The sequence below is a fragment of the Pseudonocardia sp. genome (assembly GCF_050250275.1).
In the GTDB taxonomy this organism is placed as follows: Bacteria; Actinomycetota; Actinomycetes; order Mycobacteriales; family Pseudonocardiaceae; genus Pseudonocardia.
This window is the reverse complement of the sequence record NZ_JBFWOY010000023.1, coordinates 21,407-39,353: the sequence shown is the minus strand read 5'-3', so window position 1 is coordinate 39,353 and position 17,947 is coordinate 21,407. Positions and strand designations below refer to the sequence as shown.

General features: G+C 73.3%; 15 protein-coding genes. 3 read left to right on the top strand and 12 right to left on the bottom strand.

Features of this window, described 5'->3' with window-relative positions:
* Positions 1-8: 8 nt before the first annotated feature.
* Positions 9-3,569 (bottom strand): chromosome segregation protein SMC, encoded by a 3,561-nt coding sequence (smc, locus tag AB7F12_RS20520; RefSeq protein WP_428500232.1) that lies wholly within the window; start codon positions 3,567-3,569, stop codon positions 9-11.
* Between the two features lie 53 nt (positions 3,570-3,622).
* A complete protein-coding gene (locus tag AB7F12_RS20515) occupies positions 3,623-3,913 on the bottom strand; it encodes an acylphosphatase (RefSeq protein WP_428500231.1) in 291 nt (96 codons plus the stop codon).
* Between the two features lie 22 nt (positions 3,914-3,935).
* On the opposite strand from AB7F12_RS20515, the gene AB7F12_RS20510 reads away from it, so the two are divergent.
* Positions 3,936-4,679 (top strand): CAP domain-containing protein, encoded by a 744-nt coding sequence (locus tag AB7F12_RS20510; protein ID WP_428500230.1) that lies wholly within the window; start codon positions 3,936-3,938, stop codon positions 4,677-4,679.
* 102 nt (positions 4,680-4,781) lie between these two features.
* Here the strand turns inward: AB7F12_RS20510 and AB7F12_RS20505 are convergent, their stop codons facing one another.
* Entirely contained in the window at positions 4,782-5,474 is a 693-nt protein-coding gene (locus AB7F12_RS20505) for a response regulator (protein WP_428500229.1), read from the bottom strand.
* Positions 5,475-5,543: 69 nt separating this feature from the next.
* Here AB7F12_RS20505 and corA point away from each other — a divergent pair, with 69 nt between their 5' ends.
* A complete protein-coding gene (gene corA / locus AB7F12_RS20500) occupies positions 5,544-6,575 on the top strand; it encodes a magnesium/cobalt transporter CorA (RefSeq protein WP_428500228.1) in 1,032 nt (343 codons plus the stop codon).
* On the opposite strand, the gene mutM is transcribed toward corA, so the two are convergent.
* The 8 genes from mutM to AB7F12_RS20460 all read right to left on the bottom strand — a co-directional run bounded on the left by mutM (position 6,576) and on the right by AB7F12_RS20460 (position 14,445).
* Positions 6,576-7,472, bottom strand: coding sequence for a bifunctional DNA-formamidopyrimidine glycosylase/DNA-(apurinic or apyrimidinic site) lyase (mutM, locus tag AB7F12_RS20495; protein WP_428500227.1), 897 nt, complete (start codon positions 7,470-7,472; stop codon positions 6,576-6,578).
* Between the two features lie 13 nt (positions 7,473-7,485).
* Entirely contained in the window at positions 7,486-8,211 is a 726-nt protein-coding gene (gene rnc / locus AB7F12_RS20490) for a ribonuclease III (RefSeq protein WP_428500226.1), read from the bottom strand.
* Between the two features lie 37 nt (positions 8,212-8,248).
* Positions 8,249-8,431 carry a 50S ribosomal protein L32 gene (rpmF, locus tag AB7F12_RS20485; protein WP_428500225.1) on the bottom strand — a complete coding sequence of 61 codons (183 nt, stop codon included), beginning with the start codon at positions 8,429-8,431 and terminating at the stop codon, positions 8,249-8,251.
* A gap of 56 nt (positions 8,432-8,487) precedes the next feature.
* Positions 8,488-9,066 (bottom strand): YceD family protein, encoded by a 579-nt coding sequence (locus AB7F12_RS20480; protein WP_428500224.1) that lies wholly within the window; start codon positions 9,064-9,066, stop codon positions 8,488-8,490.
* A gap of 42 nt (positions 9,067-9,108) precedes the next feature.
* Positions 9,109-9,867, bottom strand: coding sequence for a DivIVA domain-containing protein (locus tag AB7F12_RS20475; RefSeq protein WP_428500223.1), 759 nt, complete (start codon positions 9,865-9,867; stop codon positions 9,109-9,111).
* A gap of 125 nt (positions 9,868-9,992) precedes the next feature.
* Positions 9,993-10,475, bottom strand: a complete 483-nt coding sequence (gene coaD / locus AB7F12_RS20470; protein WP_428500222.1) for a pantetheine-phosphate adenylyltransferase — start codon at positions 10,473-10,475, stop codon at positions 9,993-9,995.
* 22 nt (positions 10,476-10,497) lie between these two features.
* Complete coding sequence (gene rsmD / locus AB7F12_RS20465) at positions 10,498-11,061, bottom strand: 16S rRNA (guanine(966)-N(2))-methyltransferase RsmD (protein ID WP_428500221.1); 564 nt, start codon at positions 11,059-11,061, stop codon at positions 10,498-10,500.
* Positions 11,062-11,067: 6 nt separating this feature from the next.
* On the bottom strand, positions 11,068-14,445 hold the full coding sequence (locus AB7F12_RS20460; protein ID WP_428500220.1) for a pyruvate carboxylase: 3,378 nt from the start codon (positions 14,443-14,445) through the stop codon (positions 11,068-11,070).
* A gap of 525 nt (positions 14,446-14,970) precedes the next feature.
* Here AB7F12_RS20460 and AB7F12_RS20455 point away from each other — a divergent pair.
* Positions 14,971-15,711 carry a DUF2786 domain-containing protein gene (locus tag AB7F12_RS20455; RefSeq protein ID WP_428500219.1) on the top strand — a complete coding sequence of 247 codons (741 nt, stop codon included), beginning with the start codon at positions 14,971-14,973 and terminating at the stop codon, positions 15,709-15,711.
* Between the two features lie 3 nt (positions 15,712-15,714).
* Here AB7F12_RS20455 and recG read toward each other — a convergent pair whose 3' ends face one another.
* A complete protein-coding gene (gene recG, locus AB7F12_RS20450) occupies positions 15,715-17,901 on the bottom strand; it encodes an ATP-dependent DNA helicase RecG (protein WP_428500243.1) in 2,187 nt (728 codons plus the stop codon).
* Positions 17,902-17,947: the final 46 nt, after the last annotated feature.

Genomic DNA, 17,947 nt, shown 5'->3' with positions numbered 1-17,947 from the left:
CCGCACCGTCACGATGCGGGGCGCAGCCGCTGCGAGATGACCGTCGTGATGCCGTCGCCGCGCATCGAGACGCCGTAGAGGGCGTCGGCGACCTCCATCGTCGGCTTCTGGTGGGTGATGACGATGAGCTGGCTCGTGGCCCGCAGCTCCTCCATCAGGGAGATGAGCCGGCGGAGGTTGACGTCGTCGAGGGCGGCCTCGATCTCGTCGAGCACGTAGAACGGCGACGGGCGGGCGCGGAAGATCGCGACGAGCAGCGCCATCGCCGTCAGCGACCGCTCCCCGCCGGACAGCAGCGAGAGCCGCTTGACCTTCTTGCCGGGCGGGCGGGCCTCGACCTCGATACCCGTCGTCAGCAGGTCGTCGGGGTCGGTGAGGACGAGGCGGCCGTCGCCGCCGGGGAACAGCGTCGCGAAGACGGTCTCGAACTCGCGGGCGACGTCGTGGTAGGCCGCGGCGAAGACCTCGAGGATCTTGTCGTCGACCTCCTGGACGACGGTGAGCAGGTCGCGGCGGGTGTTCTTGAGGTCCTCGAGCTGGGTGGACAGGAAGCGGTAGCGCTCCTCCAGCGCGGCGAACTCCTCCAGCGCGAGCGGGTTGACCTTGCCCAGCAGCGACAGGTCCTTCTCGGCCCGCTTGAGCCGGCGCTCCTGGGTGGCCCGGTCGAAGGGCATGGCCGGGGGCGCGACGACGTCCTCGCCGCGGTCGCGGGCCGCCTCGTACTCGGCGGTCTCGGCGGCCGACGGCGGCACGGGCACGTCGGGGCCGTACTCGTTCACGAGATCGGCGACGCCGAGGCCGTGGTCGGCGAGCACCTTCTCGGTGAGCTGCTCCAGGCGCAGCCGCGACTGGGCGCGCAGCACCTCGTCGCGGTGCACGGTGTCGGTCAGCTTCTCCAGCAGCCCGGTGAGGCGCATGCTCGTGGACCGGGCCTCGGCCAGGGCTGCCTCGCGACCGGCGCGCGCGGCGGCGATCTCGTCGCGCTCGGCGGCGGCCAGGGCGAGGGACGCGTCGATGCGTTCGAGAGCGCCCTGACCTGCGTCGATGACGATCCCTGCGACGACGGCGCCGCGTTCCCGGTCGGCGCGGGCGGCCTCGGCGCGGGCGCGTGCCTGCCGTTCGGACGACGCCTGCCGCCGCAGCGACTCGGCACGTCCGGCGATGGCGCGGGCACGTTCCTCGGCGGTGCGCAGGGAGAGGCGGGCCTCGACCTCCTCGGAGCGGGCGTGGGCGAGCGCGTCGGCGGCGGCGTCGCGGACCTCGGTGTCGGGCTCGTCGTCGACCGGTTCGTCCTCGGCGATGGAGAGCTGGTGCTCGGCGGCCTCCAGCGCGAGCAGGGCGTCGGAGCGGCGGGCCTCGACGGCGTCGCGACGTTCCCGGGTCCGCCGCGCCTCCGCCTCCGCGGACGCGACGACCTGTTCCAGCCGCGACAGCTGGGCCGTCGCCGCGGTGCGTCCGGCCTCGGCCTCGCGCAGCGCGCCGCGCAGCACGTCGACCTCCGACGACCGCGACGCCTCCTCCGACCGGGCGCCCTCGACGGCCGGGCGCAGCCGCGCGAGCTCCTGCTCGACGGCCTCCCGGGACTCGACGGCGGCGTCGATCGCGGCCTGCACGTCGAGCGCGGACGACGCCGCGCCGGAGCCGCCGTGGGCCCGGGTCGCGGACAGCACGTCACCGTCGACGGTCACCGCGGTCAGCGACGGCCGGGTGTCGACGACGGCGCGGGCGGCGTCGAGGTCGTCGACCACGACGACGTCGGCGAGCAGCGCGGCGATGGTCCCGGCGAGCGGGCCGGAGGCGGTGACCAGCGACGACGCCCACTGGCCGGCAGGCGGCTCCCCCGCCTTCTCAGGAGCGGATGCCCCGCCCACCAGCATCGATGCGCTCCCCGAGTCGGACGCGCGCAAGGACCGGAGCGACGCCACCGCGTCTGTGGGCGAGGCGACGGCCACCCCGTCGGCAAGCGAGCCGAGGACCGCGGCGATCGCCGTCCGCGCCGACGGGTCGACCGTCAGCAGCCCCGAGACGGCGCCGAGGACACCGTCGGTGCCGATCAGCGCGCCCGTGCCGTCCTTGCGCGCCAGGCCCACCGACAGTGCGTCGACCCGCGCCCGCCAGTGCGCCCGCTGCTGCTCGACCTCACGCTCGCGCGCCACCAGCTCCGCGACGCGGGCGGCCGCGCTCTCCCGGGCCGCCTCCGCCTCGGCGAGCCGCTCGCCCAGGCCGGTGTCGCCGTCGTCGAGGACCCCGGTGCTCTCCCGCGCGGCCTCCAGCTCGCCGGCGGCCTCCTCGGTCCGGGCCTGCGCCTCGGCCAGGGCCTCGGACAGCCGTTCGATCTCGTCGGCGGTCGCGGCGGCACCCGTGCGCAGGGCCTCGGCCTTGCCGGCGAGCGTCGCGATCCCGGCGCGGCGGTCGGCGAGCGCCCTGACCGCGGCGAGGTGCGCACGCTCGGCGGCCTGCAGGGTGCGCTCGTGCTCGGTGCGCTCCTCCAGGATCTCGGCCAGCCGCGTACGGGCCTCGGAGACCCCCTCGGTGAGCAGTTCCTCCTCGGCGGCGATCTCGTCGGCCTCGGCGTCGAGCAGGTCGGGGTCGCGGCCGGGGGCGCGCTCGGCGGCCGCGGTGTCGGCGAGGTGGCGGGCCCGTTCCTGGGCGAGCCGGACGGTGCCGCGCAGCCGCTCGGCGAGCGCCGACAGCCGATACCAGACGTCCTGCGCCGCAGCCAGTCTCGGCGCGTCGGCGGCGAGGGCCTCCTCCAGCTCGGCCTGCGTCTCCCGGGCGACGCGCAGCTCCTCCTCGACCTCCGCGCGCCGGGCCCTGGCCGCGTTCTCGTCGGCCTCCTCTCGGGCCAGCGCGTCGCGCAGGGCGACGAGGTCGTCGGCGGCGATCCGCAGCCGGGCATCGCGCAGCTCCGACTGCACCGCCTGTGCGCGCCGGGCGATCTCGGCCTGCCGGCCCAGCGGCTTGAGCTGGCGGCGCAGCTCCGCGGTGAGGTCGGTGAGGCGGGTCAGGTTGGCCTGCATCGCGTCGAGCTTGCGGAGCGCCTTCTCCTTGCGCTTGCGGTGCTTGAGGACGCCCGCGGCCTCCTCGATGTAGGCGCGGCGGTCCTCGGGCTTGGACTGCAGCACCCCGTCGAGCTGGCCCTGCCCGACGATGACGTGCATCTCCCGGCCGATGCCCGAGTCGCTCAGCAGCTCCTGGACGTCGAGCAGGCGGGCGCGGGCGCCGTTGATCTCGTACTCGCCCGCGCCGTCGCGGAACATTCGCCGCGTGATCGACACCTCGGAGTACTCGATGGGCAGGGCGCCGTCGGAGTTGTCGATCGTCAGCGTCACCTCGGCGCGGCCCAGCGGCGCGCGGCCGGACGTGCCGGCGAAGATGACGTCCTCCATCTTCCCGCCGCGCAACGCCTTCGCGCCCTGCTCGCCGAGCACCCAGCTGATGGCGTCGACGACGTTGGACTTGCCCGAGCCGTTGGGCCCGACGACGCACGTGATGCCCGGTTCGAGACGCAACGTCGTGGCCGAGGCGAAGGACTTGAAGCCCTTCAGCGTCAGGCTCTTGAGGTGCACGGGCGCGGCTCCAGGAAGGCAGGGGGGTCGGGGAAGGTTACCGGGGCGCCCCGTCAGGCCTCGCGGAATCCGCCCCAGCTGCCGCGCGCGGCGCCCCACTGGGTCACGACGTCGTCGACCCGGCCCGGTGTCGTCCCTCCGCGCAGCAGTCCGAGCAGTCGCTCGCACGACTCCTGATCACCCTCAGCGACGACGGCGACCCGCCCGTCCGGGAGGTTCCGGGCCTCGCCCACGAGGCCGATCTCCAGCGCACGCGACCGCGTCCACCAGCGGAAACCAACACCCTGTACCGCCCCGTGCACCCACGCCGTGAGCCGAACGGCGGACCCCTCGTTGATACTCACAGTGCTGGTACGTTACCCGGTCGTGACTCGACTGACGGGAAGGCGCGGCGGTCCGCTGCTGATCGCCCTGACCGTCGGTGCGTTGCTCGCAGGTCTCGGGACGCTGGTCGGCGCCACCGCGATGCCCGCCGGGCTCGCGTCGGTGCTGGGCATGTCCGACGACGCCCCGCTCCCCGCGTACATCCCACCGACGACCGATGCTGTGCCGTCGTCACTGCCGGACCTCTCCCCACCGGCCGTGACGGCGACCGAGAGCCCACCGGCTCTCAGTCCCCGGACCGACGCTCCGCCGGGCAGTTCCACGGTGACCGTCGCTCCCCGCACCACCAGCAAACCCGCTCCCCCGACGACCACGTCCGCTCCCCGCAGACCTTCCGCCGACGCTCCCCCCGTTTCCGGCGGACCCGCAGCACAGGTCGTGGCCCTCACCAACCAGCAACGTGCCGCGAACGGCTGCGGCGCGCTCACGGTCGACCCGCGGCTCACGGCGGCGGCGCAGAAGCACAGCGCCGACATGTCGGCCAACGACTACTTCGACCACGACAGCCGCGACGGCCGCACCTTCGACCAGCGCATCAGGGCCGAGGGCTACTCGTCACCGGGGGCGGAGAACATCGCCCAGGGTCAGCGGTCGGCCCAGGAGGTCATGGACGACTGGATGAGCTCCCCCGGTCACCGCCGCAACATCCTGGACTGCTCGCTCACGACGATCGGCGTGGGCCTGGCAGGCTCGGCCAACTACTGGACCCAGGACTTCGGCCGGTAGCCGCCGATCCGGTGCGTGGAGCGACGTGTCCGTCGCTTCTCGCACCGGATCGCGGGTGTGATCGTTTCTGGCCTGGTCGCCGTCCGACAGGCCGCGGCCGGATCAGGGTTGGAGGCGGTAGCCCATTCCCGGTTCCGTCAGCAGGTGGCGGGGGTGGCTGGGGTCCGGTTCCAGTTTGCGACGCAGCTGCGCCAGGTAGACGCGCAGGTAGTTGGTCTCCGTCGCGTAGCCGGGCCCCCAGACCTCGCGCAGGATGTCGCGCTGCGCGACCAGCCGCCCGGGGTGGCGGGCCAGCATCTCCAGGATTCCCCACTCCGTGGGCGTCAGGTGGACGGGTGCCCCGTGGCGCAGCACCTGTCTGGCGACGAGATCGACCCGGAACGAGCCGGTGTCGACGATCGCCTCCCCGACCCCGCCGGCCGGGACCGCGGCCCGGCGCACCGCCGCCCGCAACCGCGCCAGCAGCTCGGCCATGCCGAAGGGCTTGGTGACGTAGTCGTCGGCGCCGGCGTCGAGCGCGCGGACCTTGTCGCCCGCGTCGGTCCGGGCCGACAGCACCACGATCGGCACGGTGCTCCACCCCCGCAGCCCCTCGACGACCTCGGTGCCGTCGAGGTCGGGCAGCCCGAGGTCGAGGACGACGACGTCGGGGGGCGCGTCGGCGGCGGCACGCAGCGCCGCGGCACCCCTGTCGGCGAGGGCGACGTCGTAGCCGTGGGCGGTGAGGTTGATCCGCAGGGCGCGCAGGATCTGAGGGTCGTCGTCGACGACGAGGACACGGACCCCTGGGTTCACCGCGCCATTCTGCGCCAGGCCCGCTCGGGGGTTGCTGCGTACGCTGCACACCATGGGAAGGAGCCGGGGGTGACGGTCGTCGACAACGCCGTCTACGTCGACGGGAAGCGGGAGGCCGAGCCGAGCTCGCTCGACCACACCTACGCCGCGCTGCGCCGCTGCCCCGACGGGCGCAGCTTCGGCTGGATCGGGCTGCTGCGCCCGACGGAGGACGAGATCAGCTCCGTCGCGAAGGAGTTCGGGCTGCACGACCTCGCCGTCGAGGACACGGTGCACGCCCATCAGCGGCCCAAGCTCGAACGCTACGACGACACCGTGTTCGTCGTGCTGCGCCCGGCCCGCTACGTCGACCCGGTGGAGGTCGTCGAGCTCGGGGAGATCCACCTGTTCCTGGGCGCGGACTTCGTGGTGACGGTCCGCCACGCCGACGAGCCCGACCTCGCCGAGGTGCGGCACCGGCTGGAGGCGGACCCGGAGCTGCTGGCGCACGGCCCGTTCGCCGTGCTGTACGCGGTGCTGGACAAGGTCGTCGACGACTACGGCCCCGTCCTCGACGGGCTCCAGGACGACATCGACCAGATCGAGGTCCAGGTCTTCGACGGCGACCCGACGGCGTCGCGGCGCATCTACCAGCTCACCCGCGAGGTGATCGCGTTCCAGCGGGCGGTGGAGCCGCTGCGTGAGCTGTTCGGCGAGCTGCGGTTCAGGTTCTCCAAGACCGGCACCGACACCGACCCGGAGCTGCGCCGGGCGCTGCGCGACGTCGCCGACCACGCGCTGCGTGTCCTGGAGCGCACCGACGGGTTCCGCCAGCTGCTGGCCAACATCCTGACGGTCAACTCGACGCTGGTGGCGCAGCGGCAGAACGACGAGATGACGCGGCTGACCGAGGCCGGGTACGTGCAGAACGAGCAGATGAAGCGGGTGTCGTCGTGGGCGGCGATCCTGTTCGCGCCGACGCTCGTCGCCGGTGTCTACGGGATGAACTTCTCCCACATGCCCGAGCTCGACTGGCGCTTCGGCTACCCGATGGCCATCGGCCTGATGCTCGTACTGGGCCTGGTCCTGTACCTGATCTTCAAGCGCCGCGGCTGGCTCTGATCAGCCGTGCGCGTTGCGCGGGCGGGGCTGGCAGCGCGGACACGAGAACGACGACCGGTTCATGAACGGGTCACGCCGGATGGGGGTGCCGCAGCGGCGGCACGGCCGGTCGGCCTGCCCGTAGGCGTCGAGGGAACGGTCGAAGTAGCCGGAGGCGCCGTTGACGTCGACGTAGAGCGCGTCGAACGAGGTGCCGCCCTGCGCGAGTGCGGCGTCCATCACCTCGGAGGCGGCGGTGAGCACGGCCCGGCCCTGCGCCCGGGTGAGCGACTCCGTCGGCCGGGCCCAGTGCAGCTTCGCCCGCCACAGCGCCTCGTCGGCATAGATGTTGCCGATCCCGGACACGACGGTCTGGTCGAGCAGCGCCCGTTTGAGGCCGGTGCGGCGGCGCCGGATGCCGGCCACGGCGTCGTCGAGGGCGAACTCCGGGTCCATCGGGTCGCGCGCGATGTGCGCGACCGGTTCGGGCAGCAGCCCGCCACCGGCGGCGGGCGCGAGCAGGTGCGCCGAGAGCCCGCCGAAGGTCCTCTGGTCGACGAACCGCAGCTCGGGGCCGTCGTCGTCGAACGTGACGCGGACCCGCAGATGCTTCTCGTCGGGGCTGTCGTGGCTCTCGACGAGCATCTGCCCGCTCATGCCGAGGTGGGCGAGGACGGCGTCGTCACCCTTCTGCGCGGGCGTGCCCGGATCGTCGACCAGTTCCAGCCACAGGTACTTGCCGCGGCGGCGGGCCGCGCCGACCACGCGGCCGGCGAGGCGGCCGGTGAAGTCGGCGGCACCGGCGGCGTGGCGGCGGATCGAGCGCGGGTGCGCGACGGTGACGGCCGCGATCCGCCTGCCGACGACGTGGTCGTGCAGGCCTCGACGGACGACCTCGACCTCGGGGAGCTCGGGCACGCGCGACCCGCGGTCAGACGGCCGAGCCGACGGACCCGTCGGCGGCGGCGTCCTCGGCCGACAGTGTCCGCCACGCGAGCGCGGCGGCCTTCTGCTCGGCCTCCTTCTTCGTGCGCCCGTCGCCCGAACCCAGCTCCCGCCCGCCGACGACGGCCGTGGCCGTGAACGTCTTCAGGTGGTCGGGCCCGTCCTCGGTGATCCGGTACTCGGGGACGCCCAGCTCCGCGGCGGCGGTGAGCTCCTGCAGTGACGTCTTCCAGTCGAGGCCCGCGCCCAGCAGGGGCGCGTTGCGCAGCAGCTCGTCGAAGAGCCGGTGGATGACGTCGCGCGAGGGCTCGAGGCCGTGCTGCAGGTAGACGGCACCGATGATCGCCTCGGTGGCGTCGGCCAGGATGCTGGCCTTCGAGCGGCCGCCGGTGAGCTCCTCACCGCGACCGAGGAACAGGTGCGCGCCCAGCCCGCCGGGCACCAACCCGGCCGCGACCCCGGCCAGGGCGTTCATGTTGACGACGCTCGCCCGCAGTTTCGCGAGCTGACCCTCGGGAAGGTCCGGGTGGTCGAGGTAGAGCCGTTCGGTGACGACGATGCTCAGCACCGAGTCGCCCAGGAACTCCAGGCGCTCGTTGGTGGGCAGTCCGCCGTTCTCGTAGGCGTACGACCGATGGGTGAGGGCGAGCGTCAGCAGATCGGGTTCGAGTCCGACGCCCAGCGCGCGAAGCAGGGGGCCGTGGTCCTCCACGGCCCCCTGGACTCCCTTGCCCGCCAACGCGGTGCGATCAGGCCGGGGTGACGACCTGGCGGCCGTCGTAGGTCCCGCAGGTGGGGCAGGCCAGGTGCGGAGGCTTGAGCTCCTTGCAGGCCCGGTTCGAGCAGGCGACGAGGGTCGGCGCGGTGGCCTTCCACTGCGCCCGGCGAGAGCGCGTGTTGGACCGCGACATCCGGCGCTTGGGTACGGCCACGGCAGATCTCCTCAGTACTGGTGCTTCAGGGGGTGCGTCGGGCGGGGCCCGCGCTGTCAGTCCGACGTACTCCGCTCACGCAGCGCCGACCAACGAGGGTCAAGTGTCTCATGCCCGTGGTCCGGTCCCAGATCCGCCTTCCGTCCGCCGCACTCGGCGCACAGCCCGGGGCAGTCCTCCCTGCAGAGCGGCGCGAGCGGGAGCTCCAGGACGACGGCGTCGCGCACGGCCTGCTCGACGTCGACGAAGTCGTCCACCAGCCGCGGAATCTCGTCGGCGTCGGTGGTCTCCTCGGTGATGCTGTCCGGGTAGGCGAACAGCTCACCGATGCGCACGGTCTTCGTGTCGGTCAGCTCGTCGAGGCAGCGCGAGCACTCCCCGGCCAGCTCCACCGACACCGTCCCGGCCACGTACACGCCCTCGCTGACCGACTCCAGGGACAGGTCGAGGACGACGGGCCTGCCCTCGGGCACCGCGAAGACGCCCTCGAGCCCGATGACACCCGGGTCGCCCGGGGCGGGGATCTCGCGCGAGACCGTGCGCATGGTGCCGGCACGGCGACGGAGCTCGCGCGTGCTGAACGCCCACGGGCTCTGAGGGTCGTGTTTGGCGGGCTTGATGTCGGTGTTCTTCATGACCGGACCCAGGATACGCACGACCTGCGCCACCGCGACGAGCTAGTCGATCAGGTCCATCCCGGTGCCGCTCATGCCCGAGCCGTTACGACCGATCGACGGCGCGGGCGTGCCGTTGGGCGAGCCGCTGCGCCAGATCTGGGTGCGGCCCCGGCTGACGGTCCGCAGCGCCTTCGTGAGGCTGTCCTCGAACTCCGCGAGCTTGGCGTCGACGTAGCCGTCGCACTCGCGACGCAGCCGGTCGGCCTCCCCGTCGGCGCTGTCGACGATCCGCGCCGCCTCCGCCCGCGCCGCCTGCACGACCTCGGACTGCGAGACGAGCCGGGCCTGCTCGGCCTGGCCGTCGGCGAGGTAGCGGTCGTGCGCGGCACGACCGGCCTCGGCGAGGCGCTCGGCCTCGGCGCGGGCCCGGTCGGTGGTCTCGGCGTGGATGCGCCTGCCCTCCGACACGGTGCGCTCGGCCTCGTGACGGGCGTGCGCGACGGTCTGCTCGGCCTCCTCGCGGGCGGCCGAGACGAGCCGTTCGGCCTCCTCCCGGGCGTCCGCGAGCAGCCGCTCGGCCTCCTCGGTCGCCGAGCTGCGCGTCTCGTCGGCCTCCTGCTGGGCCTCGGAGACGATCTCGTCGCGACGGTCCAGGACGTCCTGGGCGTCGTCGAGCTCGCCCGGGATCGCCTCCCGGACGTCGTCGAGCAGTTCGAGGACGTCACCCCGCGGCACCACGCAGTTGGCCGTCATGGGGAGGCTGCGCGCCTCTTCGACGACCGTCACCAACGCGTCGAGCGACTCGAAGACCCGGTACACGCCCCGCATCCTCGCATCACGGCACCGCCGGACGCCGTATTGCCGCCGCCCCGCGTGTCAAGTTCCGACCGGGTGAAGTGTGGTTGCGCGCCAACGCGATCGGGTACGGATGCGGGTCGCGCCGCTCAGGCCCGTTCGGCGAGCCTGTCGAGCAGCTGCCGGTGCACGGTCGGCGGGAGCAGGTGCGCCACGTCGCCGCCGTAGGTCGCGACCTCCTTGACCAGCGAGCTGGACAGGAAGCTGAACTCCGGCGTCGTCGACATGAAGAGGGTGTCGATGCCCGAGAGACGCTGGTTCATCTGCGCCATCTGCAGCTCGTAGTCGAAGTCCGTGACCGCGCGCAGGCCCTTGACGATCGCGCGGATGTCGTGGGCCGTGCAGTAGTCCACGAGCAGGCCGTGGAACGCGTCGACGCGGATGTTGGGCAGGTCGGCCGTCGTCTCGCGCAGCATCTCCATGCGCTCCTCGACGGTGAACAGGCCCTGCTTGCGCTTGTTGACCAGCACCGCGACCACGATCTCGTCGAACAGGCCCGAGGCCCGCCCCACGACGTCGAGATGGCCCAGCGTGACCGGGTCGAACGAACCGGGACAGACGGCGCGCCTCATCGCACGACCAGCGTCGGGGAGATCACGAGGCCGGACCGTACCGGACCCCGACGTGGAGCACGGTGTCCCCGTAACGCCTCTCACGCACGCTCTCGAAGCCCTCCGGCCACCCGAACGCCCCCGACCGGGCGGCACGCTCGACGACGACGATCGCCTCCTCCGCGAGCCAGCCCCCACGCGCGGCCGCGCAGAGCCAGGCCGCGATCTCCTCGTCCGGGACCACGTAGGGCGGGTCGACCAGCACGACGTCGAACCGCCCACGCGCGGCGCCGGCCAGCGCCGTCGCGGCGGGGGCGACGACGACCTCGCCCCCCAGGCCGAGATCGGAGACGTTGCGCCGCAACACAAAAGCGGCCTTCTTGTCCGACTCGACGAACACCGCGTGCGCCGCGCCGCGCGAGAGCGCCTCCAGACCCAGCGCGCCCGACCCCGCGCACAGGTCCAGCACCCGGGCGCCGTCGAGACCGGGGTCGGCGTCCAACGCGCTGAACAGCGCCTCCCGCACCCGGTCCGACGTCGGCCGGGTGCCGCGGGGCGGCACGACGAGGCGCCGCCCCCCGGCGCGGCCGGCGATGATCCGTGTCACGTGCGTCTACGACAGCTCGATCAGCAGGTCGCCGCCCTCGACCTGCTGCACCCTGCCGATGGCCAGCCTGCCGACGGTGCCCGCCTTCTGCGCCGTGATCGACGCCTCCATCTTCATGGCCTCGATCGTCGCGACGGTCTGGCCCGCGGCGACCGTGTCCCCCTCGCCGACCTGCAGCGTCACCACACCGGCGAACGGTGCCGCGACGTGCCGGTCGTTGCCGCGCTCGGCCTTCTCCGCGGCCTTCACGTCGGTGGCCACCGCCCGGTCACGCACCGACACCGGCCGCAGCTGGCCGTTGAGGGTGGTCAGGACGGTCCGGATGCCGCGCTCGTCGGGCTCGGAGATCGCCTCCAGCTCGATGATCAGGTCGACGCCACGGTCGATCGCCGCCGAGTGCTCGACCTCCGGCTCCAGGCCGTAGAAGTAGTCCTTCGACGACAGCACGGACGTGTCGCCGAAGTCGGCGCGGTGGGTCTCGAACTCCTTCGTCGGCCCGGGGAACAGCAGCCGGTTCAGCGTCCGGCGGCGCTCCTCGCGCAGACCGCGCCGGTCGTCGATCGACAGCTCGGCCGGCTCGTGCTCGGGCTTGCGCCCCTCCAGCGCCCGGGTGCGGAACGGCTCCGGCCAGCCACCGGGCGGGTCGCCCAGCTCGCCGCGCAGGAAGCCGATCACCGAGTCCGGCACGTCGAACTTGGCCGGGTCGGACTCGAAGTCCGCCGGGTCGACACCCGCGCCGACCAGGTGCAGCGCCAGGTCGCCCACGACCTTCGACGACGGCGTGACCTTGACCAGCCGGCCCAGCATCCGGTCGGCCGCGGCGTAGCAGTCCTCGATCAGCTCGAACCGGTCGCCCAGGCCCAGCGCGATCGCCTGCTGGCGCAGGTTCGACAGCTGCCCACCGGGGATCTCGTGGTGGTAGACCCGGCCCGTCGGGCTGGCGAGCCCCGACTCGAACGGCGCGTAGACCTTGCGGACCGCCTCCCAGTACGGCTCCAGGTCACCGACGGCCTGCAGCGACAGCCCCGTCTCACGGTCGGTGTGGTCGGTGGCCGCGACGAGAGCGCTCAGGGAAGGCTGCGACGTCGTGCCCGCCATGCTCGCGACGGCCGCGTCGACGGCGTCGACACCCGCGTCGATCGCCGCCATCAACGTGGCCAGCTGACCGCCCGCGGTGTCGTGGGTGTGCAGGTGCACCGGCAGGTCGAACCGCTCACGCAGAGCCGTGACGAGCGTCCGCGCCGCCGGGGGCCGCAGCAGCCCCGCCATGTCCTTGATCGCCAGCACGTGCGCGCCGGCGTCGACGATCTGCTCGGCCAGCCGCAGGTAGTAGTCGAGGGTGTAGAGCGTCTCGCCCGGGTCGGACAGGTCCGCGGTGTAGCAGAGCGCGACCTCGGCGACGCTCGTCCCGGTCGCGCCGACCGCGGCGATCGCCGGGCGCATCTGCTCGACGTCGTTGAGCGCGTCGAAGATCCGGAAGATGTCCATCCCCGTCTCGGCGGCCTCGGCGACGAACGCGTCGGTCACCTCCGTCGGGTACGGCGTGTAGCCGACGGTGTTGCGCCCACGCAGCAGCATCTGCGTGCACAGGTTGGGCACCGCCTCCCGCAGCGCCGCCAGCCGCTCCCACGGGTCCTCCGCCAGGAACCGCAGCGCGACGTCGTAGGTCGCCCCGCCCCAGCACTCCAGCGACAGCAGCTGGGGCGCCGTCCGCGCCACGTACGGCGCGACGGCGAGCAGGTCCTTCGTCCGCACCCGCGTCGCGAGCAGCGACTGGTGCGCGTCACGGAACGTCGTGTCCGTGACCGCCACCGCCGTCTGCGCGCGCAGCCGCGCCGCGAAACCCTCCGGGCCCAGTTCCGCCAGCACCTGCCGCGAACCGGCGGGAGCAGCCGTCCGGAGGTCCGCCCTCGGCAGCTTGTCCGCGGGCTCGACCACCTTCGGACGCGGCCCGTTCGGCCTGTTGACCGTGACGTCGGCCAGGTAGTTCAGCAGCCGCGTACCGCGGTCGGCCGACGGCCGCGCGTTCAGCAGGTGCGGACGGTCCTCGATGAAGCTCGTCGTGACCCTGCCCTGCTGGAAGTCCTCGTCGTTGAGCACCGCCGCCAGGAACGGCAGGTTCGACGACACCCCGCGGATGCGGAACTCCGCGATCGCCCGCCGCGCCCGGCGCACCGCGTTGGAGAAGTCGTGCCCCTGACAGGTGAGCTTCACCAGCATCGAGTCGAAGTGCGCGCTGACCTCGGCACCGGTGTGCGTCGTGCCGCCGTCGAGACGCACACCCGGGCCGCCCGGCGAGCGGTAGGCGCTGATCGTGCCCGTGTCGGGGCGGAACCCGTTCGCCGGGTCCTCGGTGGTGACCCGGCACTGCAGGGCCGCGCCCCGCAGCTGCACCTGGTCCTGGGTCAGCCGCAGCGACGGCAGCGTCGCCCCCGACGCGATCCGCAGCTGCGCGATCACCAGGTCCCGGTCGGTGACCTGCTCGGTCACCGTGTGCTCCACCTGGATGCGCGGGTTCATCTCGATGAAGACGTGGTTGCCGCGCTCGTCGAGCAGGAACTCGACCGTGCCCGCGTTGACGTAGCCGATGGCCTTCGCGAACGCGACCGCGTCGGCGCAGATGCGGTCGCGCAGCGCCGGGTCCAGGTTCGGCGCCGGCGCGATCTCGATGACCTTCTGGTGGCGCCGCTGCACCGAGCAGTCACGCTCGTAGAGATGCACGACGTTGCCCTCGGCGTCGGCGAGGATCTGCACCTCGATGTGGCGCGGGTTGACGACGGCCTGCTCCAGGAACACCGTGGCGTCGCCGAAGGCCGACTCGGCCTCGCGCATCGCGGCCTCGATCGCGTCCCGCAGGTCCGCGGGCTCCGCGACCCGGCGCATGCCGCGCCCTCCACCACCCGCGACGGCCTTCACGAACACCGGGAAACCGATCTCGTCGGCCGCCGCCACCAGGGCGTCCACGTCCGTGCCCGGCTCGCTGGAGTTCAGCACCGCCACGCCGGCCTCGCGGGCCGCCGCGACCGCTCGGGCCTTGTTGCCGGTCAGGTGCAGCACGTCCGCGGGCGGACCCACGAACGTGATCCCCGCCGCCTCGCACGCCTCGGCGAGCTCGGGGTTCTCCGACAGGAAGCCGTAGCCGGGGTAGATCGCGTCGGCACCCGCGCGGCGCGCCGCCGCCACCACCTCGTCGACGGACAGGTACGCCCGCACCGGGTGACCGCGCTCGCCGATCTGGTACGACTCGTCGGCCTTCGCGCGGTGCAGCGAGTTCCGGTCCTCGTACGGATAGACGGCCACCGTGGCGACGCCGAGCTCGTACGCGGCCCGGAACGCCCGGATCGCGATCTCGCCACGGTTGGCGACCAACACCTTGCCGAACATCAGACTCCCTGGGGTGGGGGGGACCACGACACGTCCGGCGCGGTGACGCCCGGGACGCGGACGAGATCGTCTCACGCGACCCCTGGTCGGGCCGTCGCCGCCGGTCGCTGACGGGGCCGCCGCGCCAGGGCGAGCCGCCCGGCCCGGCCCCGAGGAACCGCGCGCAACCTCACTGCTGTCCGCGGGCCGGAAACGAGCAGTGCGGTTGCGCGCGGGTGGGGTCGGGGCGCGGGGGCCCCGCGTGCGCGCTGAGAGGCTGCTGAAGGGGCGGCGGCCGACCGGGCGAACCTCGCGATCTGCCGCGATACCCGCTCGGAGCAGCGGATCGGACGTCGAATCCCCGGCACGACGATGCGCGGACGCCACCGGTTCGGGTACCAAGGAGACATGGGACGGTCTCGCGCGCGGGCAGGGTGGGCGGCCGGGTCCGTCCCGCCACCGGGACGACGGTACCGAGGCCACGGCGGCCCGCACGGAGGTCGTTTCCGCGGCCGCCCCGGTGTCGGCCCCCTGCAGGGCCCCCCGATGTACGCCCCCGCCGGGCGCGGCCGCGTGCCGCCGCCGGTCCTCCTGCTGCTCCCGTTCGTGTTGATCATGGCTGCGCCACCGCTGCTGTTCATGGGCTGGGTGACGGGCGGGATGATCTTCCCGGCCCTGATCCTCGTGAGCGTCATCGCCACGACGCACCGCAACCGGCAACGCCAGCTCGCCGCGCACGCCGCCCGCGCCGTCCCGCACCACCTGCGACCCGCCGCCCCGCCCCCGCGACGACCCGAGCCGCCGCCCTGGCAGGCCGCGAAGACCCGGTTCGACGCCCTGCGCGAGCACTACGCGGCGTTCGAGTGCGACCCGATGGCCGTCCTGCGGCTGCCCGCGCTGTGCGACGTGAGCGTCCCCAGCACGGCACGGTTCGTCGACGCCTTCGCCGAGGCCCAGGCCCTGGAGACCGACAACCGCCCGCCCGAGTCGCACGCGACGCAGTTCGTCGCCGCGGTCGAGCGGGCCGACCGCGCCTGGCGCGCCGCGATCGACGCCGCCGAGCGCATCCGCCTGTCCAACCTCACCCCGGAGGAGCGCGGCAGCGTCGAACGGATCATCAAGCTGCTGACGACGGCGCGTGACTCCGACAACGAGGCCGAACGGCTCGCCGCCTACGCCAAGGCCCGTTCCGAGTTGGGCCGTCTCGACCGGGCCGGCGTCATCCACCTGCCGAAGACGGCCGTCGCCGCGCTGGAGTCCGAGGCCCGCGGCCAGCTGCCCGCCTGAGGTTCAGACCTTCGACAGGTACTCGGCCTGCTCGTCGTCGCCGACGACCTGCCGGGCCAACGTGCGCAGCCCCGGATGCTCCGACAGGTCCGGGTCTCGGGCCACGATGTCGCGGGCGTAGCCGCGGGCCCGCTCGATCACCTTCTCGTGGCGCAGCAACGACAGCAGCTTCAACGTCGACCGGTTGCCCGACTGCATGGCGCCCAGCACGTCGCCCTCGCGGCGCAGCTCCAGGTCGAGGCGGGCCAGCTCGAAACCGTCGGTCGTCGACGCGATCGCGTCCAGCCGCTCGCGGGCCGTGGTGCCGGCCGGCATGTCGGTGACCAGCAGGCACACTCCCGGCGCCTGGCCACGGCCGACGCGCCCGCGCAGCTGGTGCAGCTGGGAGAGCCCGAACCGGTCGGCGTCGAGAATGATCATCCCCGTCGAGTTGGGGACGTCGACACCCACCTCGATCACCGTGGTGGCCACCAGCACGTCGAGCTCGCCCGCCTCGAAGGACCGCATGGTGGCGTCCTTCTCGTCGGCGGGGAGCTTGCCGTGCAGGATGCCCATCCGCAGCCCCGCCAGCGGCCCCTCGGCCAGCTGCGGGGCGACCTCCAGCACCGCGAGCGGCGGCCGGCGCGCGCCGTCGTCGGCGTCGGCACCGATGTCGGGGTCGTCGAGGTCGACCAGGTCGGCGTCCTCGAGCCCGCTGCCCTTGCCGGTGTCGCCGCCGACCCGCGGGCACACCACGTAGCACTGGTGCCCGCCCGCGACCTCCTCACGGATGCGCTGCCACACCCGATCCAGCCAGGCCGGCTTCTCCCCCGCCGGGACGACGGTCGTACTGATCGGCGACCGCCCCCGCGGCAGCTCGGTGAGCGCGGAGACCTCCAGGTCGCCGTAGACGGTCATGGCGACCGTCCGCGGGATCGGCGTCGCCGTCATGACCAGCATGTGCGGGGTGCGCTCGCCGCGACCGCGCAGCGCGTCGCGCTGCTCGACACCGAACCGGTGCTGCTCGTCGACCACCACCAGGCCCAGGTCGGCGAAGCCCACCTTGTCCTGGATCAACGCATGCGTCCCGACGACGATCCCGGCGGCCCCCGACTGCACGTCGAGCATCGCCTGCCGCCGCGCCGCCGTGCCCAGCGACCCGGTGAGCAGGGTGACCCTCGTGGCGTCGTCGGCGCCGTCGAGCTCGCCCGCACGCCCCAGCGGGCCGAGCATGCCGCGCAGCGACCTGGCGTGCTGCGCGGCCAGGACCTCGGTGGGGGCCAGCAGCGCGGCCTGCCGCCCACCGTCGACGACCTGCAACATCGCCCGCAGCGCCACGATCGTCTTGCCGGCGCCGACATCGCCCTGCACGAGCCTGTTCATGGGGGCCTCACGGGCCAGATCGGCGGCGATCTCCCCGCCCACCGCCCGTTGCCCCGCAGTCAGCTCGAACGGCAGGTTCGCGTCGAACGCGTCGAGGATGCCGCCCGGGCGCGGCGGGCTCGCCGCCGCCGGACGCTCGGCGGCGTGCACCCGCCGCACCGCCAGCGCGAGCTGCACCCCCAGCGCCTCGTCCCACACCAGCCGGGCCCGGGCCGCATGGTGGTCGGCCTCCGACTCCGGCAGGTGGATGCGCCGCAACGCCCGGCCCAGCTCGGGCAGCTTCTCGGCGCGGCGGATCTCCTCAGGCAGCGGATCGGTCGGGTCGTCGAGCAGATCGAGCACCTGACGCACACACCGCGCGATGTCCCAGGAGTTCAGCTTGTCGACCGCCGGATAGACCGACACGAACGGCCGGATGTCCTCGCCCTCCTCCAGCGGCTCGAACTCGGGATGGGTGAGCTGCAGCTGGCTCTGGAAGACCCCGACCTTGCCGGAGAACAGCGCCCGCACCCCGGGCGTGAGCACGTGGGAGACCTTGTAGCCGTTGAAGAACGTGCAGGAGAGCCGGCCGCCCTTGTCGTCGCGGATCACGACGTTGAGCAGTTTCCCGCGGCGGCTGCGCATCTCCCGCAGCGTGGCCTTCTCGACCTTCGCGACGACGGTGACGTGCTCCCCCATCTCCAGGCCGGAGATGTCGGTGAGCTTGCCGCGGTCGACGTAGCGGCGCGGGTAGTGCCGCACCAGGTCGCCCACCGTGTGCAGGTCGAGCCGTGCGGCCAGCGCCTCGGCCGCCTTCTTGCCCAGCGGCCCGTCGAGCGGGGTGTCCATGTCGACCCCGCCGTCGGCCCCGCTCGCGGGCGTCGCGATCCGCAGT

Bases quoted from the DNA above. Each gene is read 5' to 3' on its own strand.
- AB7F12_RS20480 (WP_428500224.1), bottom strand. From the start codon at position 9,066: ATGAAGAACACCGACATCAAGCCCGCCAAACACGACCCTCAGAGCCCG.
- coaD (WP_428500222.1), bottom strand. From the start codon at position 10,475: ATGAGGCGCGCCGTCTGTCCCGGTTCGTTCGACCCGGTCACGCTGGGC.
- AB7F12_RS20460 (WP_428500220.1), bottom strand. From the start codon at position 14,445: ATGTTCGGCAAGGTGTTGGTCGCCAACCGTGGCGAGATCGCGATCCGG.
- AB7F12_RS20455 (WP_428500219.1), top strand. From the start codon at position 14,971: ATGTACGCCCCCGCCGGGCGCGGCCGCGTGCCGCCGCCGGTCCTCCTG.
- recG (WP_428500243.1), bottom strand. From the start codon at position 17,901: ATGGACACCCCGCTCGACGGGCCGCTGGGCAAGAAGGCGGCCGAGGCG.